The 10,369-nt window shown below is 59.6% G+C and carries 7 protein-coding genes; 4 read left to right on the top strand and 3 right to left on the bottom strand.

Annotated elements, in window-relative coordinates:
* Positions 1–188 precede the first annotated feature (188 nt).
* The gene (locus tag FCU66_RS39060) at positions 189–1,253 is read right to left on the bottom strand and encodes a TadE/TadG family type IV pilus assembly protein (protein ID WP_136617916.1); all 1,065 of its coding nucleotides are present in this window, start codon (positions 1,251–1,253) and stop codon (positions 189–191) included.
* A gap of 188 nt (positions 1,254–1,441) precedes the next feature.
* Between FCU66_RS39060 and lepA the strand changes: the two genes are divergently transcribed.
* From lepA to FCU66_RS39035, 4 genes are all read left to right on the top strand, one after another.
* On the top strand, positions 1,442–3,247 hold the full coding sequence (lepA, locus tag FCU66_RS39055) for a translation elongation factor 4 (RefSeq protein ID WP_136617917.1): 1,806 nt from the start codon (positions 1,442–1,444) through the stop codon (positions 3,245–3,247).
* A gap of 183 nt (positions 3,248–3,430) precedes the next feature.
* Positions 3,431–5,959, top strand: a complete 2,529-nt coding sequence (locus FCU66_RS39050; RefSeq protein ID WP_168991870.1) for a P-loop NTPase — start codon at positions 3,431–3,433, stop codon at positions 5,957–5,959.
* A 112-nt stretch (positions 5,960–6,071) separates the two neighbouring features.
* A complete protein-coding gene (locus tag FCU66_RS41500; protein ID WP_168991871.1) occupies positions 6,072–6,584 on the top strand; it encodes a hypothetical protein in 513 nt (170 codons plus the stop codon).
* Between the two features lie 43 nt (positions 6,585–6,627).
* The gene (locus FCU66_RS39035; RefSeq protein ID WP_136617919.1) at positions 6,628–7,344 is read left to right on the top strand and encodes a hypothetical protein; all 717 of its coding nucleotides are present in this window, start codon (positions 6,628–6,630) and stop codon (positions 7,342–7,344) included.
* A 443-nt stretch (positions 7,345–7,787) separates the two neighbouring features.
* Here the strand turns inward: FCU66_RS39035 and FCU66_RS39030 are convergent, their stop codons facing one another.
* Together FCU66_RS39030 and FCU66_RS39025 are read right to left on the bottom strand one after the other, a co-directional pair.
* Positions 7,788–7,976, bottom strand: coding sequence for a hypothetical protein (locus FCU66_RS39030; RefSeq protein ID WP_136617920.1), 189 nt, complete (start codon positions 7,974–7,976; stop codon positions 7,788–7,790).
* A 570-nt stretch (positions 7,977–8,546) separates the two neighbouring features.
* A complete protein-coding gene (locus FCU66_RS39025; protein WP_136617921.1) occupies positions 8,547–10,187 on the bottom strand; it encodes an ABC transporter substrate-binding protein in 1,641 nt (546 codons plus the stop codon).
* Between the last annotated feature and the right edge of the window lie 182 nt (positions 10,188–10,369).

Here is a 10,369-nt window from a genome sequence, read left to right as displayed (position 1 = left end):
GGGGGGCGCCGTAGAGCACCAACGGAGGTGCTGCCGACGTCATCGAGCAACAGCGGGCAGCAGAACGACGGTCAGATCGATCAGCGAAAAGTGGGGATGGATACCATGGACCTTGGCAAAGCCGGCGGGACAGCGCCCCCCTCTGGCCTGCCGGCCATCTCCCCCACGAGGGGGGAGATCGGCAACGTCTACTGCGTCAGCCGCGTGTTGTTGGGCCGCTTGTTGAAGTCGCACCTGCCGGTCACGTTGTAGAAGAAGTCGGCGTTGCCGACCGGCGCCGGGACCGAATTGCCGCCGTCTTCCCAGGCCTGGTAGGCTGTCTGGCCGCAAGGCACGAGGCCGAAGATGTCGACGATCTGGCCGGTCGCCATCTCTTTGTAGTCGATAGCGGCCGTCGCGTCCGATTTGAGCCCGCTGTAGAGCCGGTTGGACGTGGTCGGGTCGTTCGTGTTGAGGTATTGCGGGTTGCCCGGCTGCACGTACATTTGCAGATTGAGGCCGGCCATCTTGCTGACGTCGATTGACGCACCGGCGGTGTTGCCAGGAGACATCGTGTCGACGCAGTAATATGTCGTGCCATACTGGTCGGTGTTGAGCGTAACCCCGGTGGGCGCCTTTTTGCCGACCTTGCAGACCTGCGTCTGGACCACCGTCGCGACTCCCAAACTGTCGATCTTGCTGACGGTGGTGGTGCCGTAACCTTTTGGATCTGTGCCGCCGCCGTATTTGTAATCGATCGTCATCATCGGCTTGCCCTGCGCCGCACCGAATTGCGTGCCGTAGAGCGTCATTGTCTTGTTCCAGTAACCCGACACGCCGGTGACCTTGAAGGTCGCCTCCACCAAAGCCGGCGCCTTGTTCACCGCCGACGTAACGCCGACCGCCACCGTGGGGATCCTGGCGATCTGCATGAACACGGTCGGCATGGCGAAACTTGCCGAGGCCTGCGCAGTGGCGGTGCCGTTGGCGCTGACGTCGAAAGTGGCCAGCGTCGCTGTGCCCTGTCCACCGTTTTCTTTGTAGGTATTCTGCAGCACCACCTGGCGCTGCGCCTTCGTCGAGGCGGTATCCATCGTGGTGATCGCCAGGATCCCGGCATCGAGTGCGGCCTGCTCGTTCGACCTGGTCTGGACCGCCGAGGTGTAGTCGACCGAAAAGCCGATGGCGGTGATCAGCGGAATCATGGTGAGGATGAGAATCGGCGCAAATGCACCGCTCCGCGACTCGATAAACCTGCCTGCCAGCCCCCGCATGCCTTGATCCTTATAGCCGAATATCACTACCGGCTAACATGGCACTCCCCAATTATGCTCTAACGCGCTTGGTTAAAATTTATCGACTTTTCGCGAAATCACCTGATAAAGCCGACAAACGCCCGCGCCGCTTGCCCGGCAGTGGTGCGCCGCTTGCCCGGACAAGCCGCCCCTGCTAAACGCGCGCCATGAGCACGCCCCTCGACCACATCCGCAATTTCTCCATCGTCGCCCATATCGACCATGGTAAATCCACGCTTGCCGACAGGCTGATCCAGCTGACCGGCGGGCTGGAGCTGCGCGACATGAAGGAGCAGGTGCTGGACTCGATGGACATCGAGCGCGAGCGCGGCATCACCATCAAGGCGCAGACGGTGCGGCTGAAGTACCACGCCAACAATGGCGAGGACTATATCCTCAACCTGATCGACACGCCCGGCCATGTCGACTTCGCTTATGAAGTGTCGCGGTCGCTCGCCGCCTGCGAGGGCTCGCTGCTGGTCGTCGACGCCAGCCAGGGCGTCGAGGCGCAGACGCTGGCCAATGTCTACCAGGCGATCGACAACAACCACGAGATCGTCGTGGTGCTGAACAAGGTCGACCTGCCCGCCGCCGAGCCCGAGCGCATCCGCGAGCAGGTCGAGGAGGTGATCGGCATCGACGCTTCCAACGCCGTGCTGATCTCGGCCAAGACCGGCCTTGGCATTCCCGATGTGCTGGAGGCAATCGTCCACCAACTGCCGCCGCCGCGCGAAGGCGACGCGACCGCCCCCTTGAAGGCGATGCTGGTCGACAGCTGGTACGACGCCTATCTCGGCGTCATCGTCCTGGTGCGCATCATCGACGGCGTGCTGAAGAAGGGCCAGACCATCCGCATGATGGGCACCGGCGCCAAATACCTCGTCGAGCGCACCGGCGTGTTCACGCCGGCCCGCATCAATGTCGACGAGCTCGGCCCCGGCGAATTCGGCTTCTTCACCGGCTCGATCAAGGAAGTGGCCGACACCCGCGTCGGCGACACCATCACCGAGGACAAACGCTCCACCGCCAAGGCGCTGCCCGGCTTCAAGCCGGCGCAGCCGGTGGTGTTCTGCGGCCTGTTCCCGGTCGACGCCGCCGATTTCGAGGATCTGCGCGCCGCCGTCGGCAAACTGCGCCTCAACGATGCTTCTTTCTCTTATGAAATGGAAACCAGTGCCGCGCTCGGCTTCGGCTATCGCTGCGGCTTCCTTGGCCTCTTACATCTCGAAATCATCCAGGAGCGGCTGGAGCGCGAGTTCAACCTCGACCTGATCGCCACAGCGCCGAGCGTCGTCTACCGCTTGCTGCTCACCGACGGCTCGATGAAGGAACTGCACAACCCGGCCGACATGCCCGACGTGGTGAAGATCTCGGCGATCGAGGAGCCGTGGATCCGCGCCACCATTTTGACGCCAGACGATTATCTCGGCGGCATTTTGAAACTCTGCCAGGACCGGCGCGGCATCCAGGCCGACCTGTCCTATGTCGGCAAGCGCGCCATGCTGATCTACGATCTGCCGCTCAACGAAGTCGTGTTCGATTTCTACGACCGGCTGAAGTCGATCTCCAAGGGCTACGCCTCCTTCGACTATCACCTCACCGACTACAAGGAAGGCGATCTGGTGAAGATGTCGATCCTGGTCAATGAGGAGCCGGTGGATGCTCTTTCCATGCTGGTGCACCGCACGGCGGCGGAAAAGCGCGGCCGGCAGATGTGCGAGAAGCTGAAGGAGCTGATCCCGAACCACCTGTTCAAGATCCCGATCCAGGCCGCCATCGGCGGCAAGGTCATCGCCCGCGAAACCATCTCGGCGCTACGCAAGGATGTCACCGCCAAATGCTACGGCGGCGACGTCTCGCGCAAACGCAAGCTGCTGGACAAGCAGAAAGAGGGCAAGAAGCGGATGCGGCAGTTCGGCAAGGTCGATATCCCGCAGGAGGCGTTTATTCAGGCCTTGAAGATGGGCGATTGAACTTTGAACCTGCGCCACCGGACGGCTGCTAATTCGTTTGTTCGAAACGCTGCCCAAAGGCGAAACAAACACGCCACATGTTCTATCCTATCGAGTGTTTTCCAATCTACCGCTAGTTCGTTATATTCACCCTAGAAAGTGAACCGGAAATAGGGCAATTTGCCTCCCAAAAAGGGGGGTACCTTGTTTCCAGATTCAATATTCGCCGACATTCGCGAGGGCCGAGCTGTACTTGTTACTGGCGCTGGCGTCAGCATCAATGCAACCAATAAATTTGGTCGACCAATCGCTGGCGCCTCCGAAATCGCTAAACTCGTCGCGGAAGCTGCCGACCTTGTGTACGGTGGAGAAGAATTGAAAGAAGTCTTCGAAGCCTTAGGCGCCTCGATTGGCTCAGTAAAGTATAGAAAGATATTTGAAAATAACTTTACGGGAACGACTCCCAGCAAAGCGCTGGTAAGCGTATTCAATATACCGTGGCGAAGGGTTTATACGTTCAACGTAGATGACACGATCGAAAATATTCCAAGAAAGAAAACTTCACAGAGACTGCAATCCTACAACGCACTTCGCGACCGGCGTGTAGAGTGGCGTGGGTACTCCGAATGTCAAGTTGTACATCTGCACGGCTCCGCGTTGAATCCCGAGGCGGGATTTATCTTTTCATCCACGGAATACGCGGAGGCGTCGGCAAAGAACCCGGCATGGTACTCGCAGCTTGGAGAAGATTTTATCGACTACACCGTGATATTTGTTGGAACGTCCCTGAACGAGAATATTCTATTTCAGAGTGTAAGGGCGGCTCTGACCAAGGACGCTACCCCAGGGCGCTCCTTCTGTGTCACGCCGGGCGTTCTCACTGAGATCCAAAGTCGCTCTCTTCAAAACCGGGGCATAGTTCATATAAAAGCAACGCTGGAGGATTTTGCGTCCGAGATAGGGCGACGCTTTCCGGGCGGCCTTATGCCAAGGGATATTGAGTCTGATGGGGCAGCTGCAGCGGTAAGTCAAAAAAGTCGCTTTACCGGTGCAGACGTCGAGGCCCTCAGGGCAATATATCCTGTGTCGCAAAAGGATCTTTCAACCAGATTTCATGCCAGTACACATGACATTGCCAAGTACAGAAGACGGTTTTATGAGGGATATGGACCGACATGGCCGATTATAATGTCGTCCTCTTTTGCCTCATTGGGTCAATTCCAACGACTTCGAACGGAGATTGATCAAGCCAGAGATCACAGGAGAGCAATTGTAGTTCTTGGGGAGGCTGGCTCCGGCAAGTCGACTTTTGTTATGGACTACGCTCTTCGCCTGTCCGCCTCTGAAAATGGCCCCTTGGTTGTTGAGTACACTGAAAGCGGCGCGCCCTTCAAAGACGTTATGTACTCACTCAAAAGATTTAGGGAAGATCGAGCGTGCCTAGTTATCGTGGATGATCTCCACGTCGTCGCGGAGAGCATTGCGGAGGTTTTGGGAGACCGTTCTATGGAAGGGGTCACGATACTAACGAGTGCACGGACAGGAGAGTGGCATGACCGGCTGGAGAAATTATTTGTAGGAAATGTAGGGGCCGTGAAGTTTGATCGATTTAAGACGGATGATGTTGATGTCATAATTCGAGCCATTGAGGGTAATTACCCGGCTCCGGCATTTAACAAGCTTAACATTGCTGAAAAGAGGCAGAGATTTACCAAAAGTCGTCAACAGTTACTGATTGCAATGCTCGAGGCTACGGAATCGAAGGGTTTCGAAGAGATAATCGAAGACGAATTTTCGAGGATTACAGACCAGACCAGACGGCAGCTTTTCTTGACTGTAGCTATCGCAACCGTGCCACGCGTTGGAATCAGCAAATCGATGGCGTCGACTGTGCTGGGCTACTTGAATTCACCGCATACCTTCGATGAACTTTTGAATGGGCTTCAGGGAATCGTTGATATCTCGAAGTCTGGGCGATATCAGGCTAGACATCAGATTTACGCCTCTGAAGTGGTTCAGAAGTACGCGACGCTGGTGGATTTAGAAGACGTTCTGACTGCGATGGTAAACTACTATGTTCAGTTCAGTCCGCCGATTATCAGGAATCTCACCGAGCATGACGGGCAGCTATTTAAGTACTTATTGAACAATAACAATATTTATCAAATATTTTCGGCATCGGGGGATAAAAATAAGGCGGTAAAGTTCTACTCGAACTTTGAAATATCTCTCCAGCTGGATGGGCATTTCTGGCTCCAGTACGCACTTCTGCTGAGGCGCCTTGGGAGGCAGAAGGACGCATTAGAGATGCTTGGGCGGTCAATTCAGGCATACCCAGCCAATAAATTTGCACAACACGCGCTTGCTCAACAAAAGTTAATCGTAGCCGGTCAGGATACCGTATTTAATACGGCGACACAGCGGCTTATAGACGAGGCGGTTTCTAGTCTTATGGAGCGCCACCACGCGATGGGTGCGGAGCGATTAAAGGGGGCTTTGGACGAGTATCCAATTGTTGCGCTGGGGTACTATCATATCGACGCGTTAATGTCGCACAGGCAGACAGATCGGGCGATTACGGCTGCGAAGAAATACTACCAGGAGATCGAGGGATTGCTAAAGAAATTCTCGGATCCAATTCTCTTGGAGCTGCGAGCAAAACTGGCGACTCTCGTAACAAATTCTGACTGGCGGAGGCTATCATACAAGCTTGGTCAGATTAACTATAAATAGAGCGGAGCCTGTCGGCCCGCTTGTCAGGGTTTTCAGAGCCGTGCGGCGGAAGTGAAGTTAGGGAACACCCCACCCAAGAGTATCCGCCTCCGGAGGACTACGGAAAATTCAAATGCGTTCCACTTCGGACAACGTCGCTTCTCTCGGCCTCGCCATCGGCGGCGCTTTCGGCCTTGCCGGCACCTTCGTGGCCAGCGCTCCGCTGCGCGAAACGCTCTGGACGATCGACGGCGCCGCCCTGGTTGTAGCAACCGCGCTGCTGACGATGAAATACCAGCGGCTGGGCGATGACTGCATAGCTGCCGGATTCCTGACCTTCCTTGCCGGCGAGAGCCTGCTGCTGGCCGGCAATGCGGCGGGCCTCGAGGCCAGCGTGCCCTCCTATGTCGGCGGCATCTCGCTTTGGGCGGCAGCGCTGGTCATGGTCAGCGTGCCGAGAACCTTCGCCTTGTGGATGCGGCTCACCGCGCTCGTTGCCGCCGTGCTGTTTGTCGTCTCAGCGCTCATGATCCTCTGGGGCGTGCCCTTGCTGCCGACCTCGGCGCCGTTGCCCGCCGCCGGCTATCCGTTCCTGGTGCTGACCTTTGTTGGCTGGATCTGGACGCTTGTAAAATCCGGGCGATGAGCAGTAAGTAGTAGCGATGTAATCGTGCTGTTGGGGGGTCAACGTGCGCAAATATGTCTTGCCGCTTCTCGGGCTTTATCTCGATTTCGTCTGGATCAACGCGATCGTCGTTCTTGCGGACCGCCTGTTTCCCGGCATTGCCGAGACCTTCCTTGGCCAGCCGATGCCGGTGCGTGCCCAGACGGCGCTTTCGCTGATCCTGATCGGCCTCGCGCGGCTGACGAACGCCTCTCTGGGCCAGCGGCTGCTGTCTTACGCTTGGTCAGAGCAGCCCGCCGGCCAGCGCCAATGGCCCAACCTTCTGCTTGGCACGGCTGGCTTCGTGTCCGGGATAGGACAGCTGAAGCGCCTGACCGGATCCGGCGACGTGGTGCCATTCCTGTCCATGTTCGAGGACACGCCGCTCATGATAGCGGCCTTCGCGCTTTACGCTGCTCTCTATGGCTGGTGCGGCGTAGCGCTGTTGAGGTTCGCCCCCGGGGCAAAGCTTTTTGGCGCCCTGATCTTCGCATCGAGCGTGCTGCTGGCCGGCATTGACTTCCTGTTCTCGCGCGACGTGCTGATTGCCCGCATGATGATGCGCGAAGCCAGCAAGGGACGCCCGATCCCGCTGGAAAGGGCGGAGTTCTTTCTCAGCCTGTCGCTTTTGTACACTCTTGTGTTCTCCGGGATCTTGCTGGTGATCTTGCTATTCTGCCGGGAGCGGCCCACTGCTGCCCTCGAAAGGCCGCTCGAAGGCTCGCCGGGTAGCCCGGCGTAGCCGCATCGGCTCCCGCCGCTTTCCGGCTCAATCTCTGGGATGTTCACCCCGTCGAAATGGGGGGGCCCGGCCAAGGCTGGCGCATACGAAGCCCCCTCATCCGGCCGCTTTGCGGCCACCTTCTCCCCGGCGGGGAGAAGAGCAGGCACCCGCCGCCGGCTATCCGTTCGTGGTGCTGACCTTCGTTGGCTGGATCTGGACGCTTCTCAGGCCCGCGCGGTGAACTGGTCAGGACGCGTGCATTGACAGGCGCTGTCGCCGGACGACGCCTTTTTCAATGACGCAACGGGACGGGTTCATACGGTCCGCACCAACCCTGAGTTGGTTGATCGCGCAGACTCGGAGCGGTAGAAAACTCGGGCGGCGGACCTTAATCAGTTCGCCAGTGGCCGGCGCGGGCTCAGGCAACTGCCTCACCGGCATTCGCGCCGGCCATTTCTGCTTCACTTGCGAATGATCCAATCGATCAGGCCTGAGTCAACGTGATTCCTGTCGGTAAGCTCACGGACCATGGACGTGGCGTGCCGGCCCCATTGCGCCTCGGGGATGAGGCGTTCGGCAATGGATGTCTTGAATGCCCTTCGCAGCGCATGGAAAGTAAGCGCGGGCACCAGGCCCGTGGGGTCTTCCATTGCATTGCTCCCGACGGGGGCGGGAGCACGCTGACACTCTCAAGCACCAGCGCCCATACAGTGGCCAGCGACAGCGGAACCATGCGCCCTGTGGCGGCGGCGGTCTACCGCGTGGCACCGCACGTTTTGCGCCGTACATGAAATATAGGGCCTGGCGATGTGCGCGGTCGGCATCTCTCGACGCCTCACGCGCTTTGGGGCAATCCACCTTCTCCTACTGCGGAGAAGGTAAAGTCAACGTCAGTGCTGCCCCTCATCTGGCTGCCGCCATCTTCTCCCCGTAAACGGGGCGAAGGACGCTGTCATCGCCGCTTTCGCCAATCTCCAGCGTTGCAAGAAAGGCGCCGGCGTTGCGGCCAGCCTCTTTCGCCCCGTTTACGGGGAGAAATGCCCGGCAGGGCAATGAGGGGCGGCGCTGACCTGCGATAAGAGCGCGCGCTAGCCGGGGCCTCTATCCTCAATCCTGACCCGGCTTTGGCTTCGCGGAGGTCGCCCCCCGCTCCGTCCCGGCTTCGCCGGGCCACCTCTCCCCCACTTCGTGGGGGCGAGGAACCCAAGAACGGGAACGGCTCACCCCTCCAACCAAACCTTCTCAAAGTGCTGCTCGAGCGCCTGGTGCTGTTCGCAACCCTCCACCCCCTTGCGATACGTCCGGTACACCGAGCGCCAGTAGGGTTGGATGATGATGCCTGAGTCGCGCAAATTCTCTTCGATCTTGCCCATGATCTCCTTGCGCGCCTTGGCGTCTGATATCGCAAGCGCCTTGTCGAGCAGCGTGTCGAATTCCGGATTGGCGTAGGCGCTTTCGTTCCAGGCGGCGCCCGATTTGTAGGCGAGCGCCAGCACCTGGACGCCGAGCGGCCGGCCGAGCCATTCGGTGCAGGAGAAGGGGTATTTGCTCCAGTCGTTCCAGAAGGTGGCGGCCGGCAGCACGGTGCGCTTGATCTTCAGGCCCGCCTCGCGCATCTGCGCGCCGATGGCGTCGCCGGTGCTCTTTTGCCATTCGACATCGACGGAGATGAGCTCGAATTCGTGATCGGCCTTGCCGGCTTCAGTGAGCAGCTTCTTCGACTGGTCGACGTCGCGCTTGGCCGGGCCGATATCGGCATATTCGGGGTGCATGGGGCCGACATGGTGGTTGTCGGCGGGCTTGCCGCGGCCGCCGAGGCCGAGCGTCAGCACGGCCGAATTGTCGACGGCGAGCTGGGCGGCGCGGCGCACCTTGACGTCGTCATAGGGCGCGTTGGCGACATTGAAGCGGGCGACGATGGTCGAGCCGGTGGCGATCTCGGAATTTTTGAGCCCCATCTTGTCGGTCTGCGAGACGGCGTCGGAAGCGGTTTCGTGGTCGGTGTCGATCTCACCGGATTCGAAGGCCGACAGCATGGCGTTGGGGTCGGAGCCGTAGTCGACCCATTTGATGCCGTCGAGCCAGAATTCGCCCTTCCACCACGGTCTGTCCTTGCGCTTCACCTCGGCGCCGGTCTCGGCGTCCCAGCTGACCAGTTCGCAGGGGCCGGTGGTGATGGCCAGCGCCTTCAGCGGGTCGCCATCGCCCTCATAGGAGCGGTGCATGATCAGCGCCGGATAGTCGGCCATGCCGGCGATCAGCGAGATGTCGGGTTTCGGCAGGTTCAGCTTGATGGTGAAGTCGTCGACCTTGGCGATGCCGCCATCGACGACCTTCTTGGTGTCGGCATTGACCAGCGCGCCCATGCGCGCGGCGACCGAATTGCCGGGCACCGAGGCATCGCACCAGCGGGTGAGGTTGTGGATGACATCGTCGGCGTTGAAGGCATCGCCGTTCGACCAGCTGATGCCCTTGCGGACATGCAGCGTGAGGGTCTTGGCGTCGTTGCTCGCCTCCCAGCTTTCGAGCAGCCAGGGCTCGAAGGAGAAGTCGGTGTTCCATCGCACCAGATATTCGTTGCAGTGGCGGGCGACGTTGGACATCTCGACGCCGTCGAAGGTGCGCGGGTCCTTGAAGCCCTTGACGTTCATGGCGACGCGCAAGACGCCGCCTTTCCTGGGTTCCGCCGCGCGGGCAGGGGTGGCGGCCAGCCCGCCCAACGCCAGCGCGCCGGCAGCGCTGACGCCGAGGCCGGCCATCAAGGCGAGATATTCGCGGCGGTTGATGCCGCCGGTCTTGAAATCGTCGGCGACGGGTTTGGCCTTCGGGTGTAATTTCCGGTCGGTCAGCATGAATTTCATCGTCGTTCCCCTGTTGTTGGGCGCCCCGGCCGATCGACAGACGCGGGGGCGGACGCGACCGCCGGGACGCCATTGCCTGAGGGCCGATGATAGAGTGGGGTGACGCTGGGGAGTGTTCGGTTTTCCGCAGTGATTGTGCGGTGCTCCGCAGGGGGCAGGTACAGCCAATCTCCCCCCTCGTG

Origin of the sequence: Mesorhizobium norvegicum (assembly GCF_004919685.1) — a bacterium.
Lineage (GTDB): Bacteria > Pseudomonadota > Alphaproteobacteria > Rhizobiales > Rhizobiaceae > Mesorhizobium > Mesorhizobium norvegicum.
Note: the sequence above shows the minus strand (reverse complement) of the source record. Positions and strands in the feature narration are given on the sequence as shown.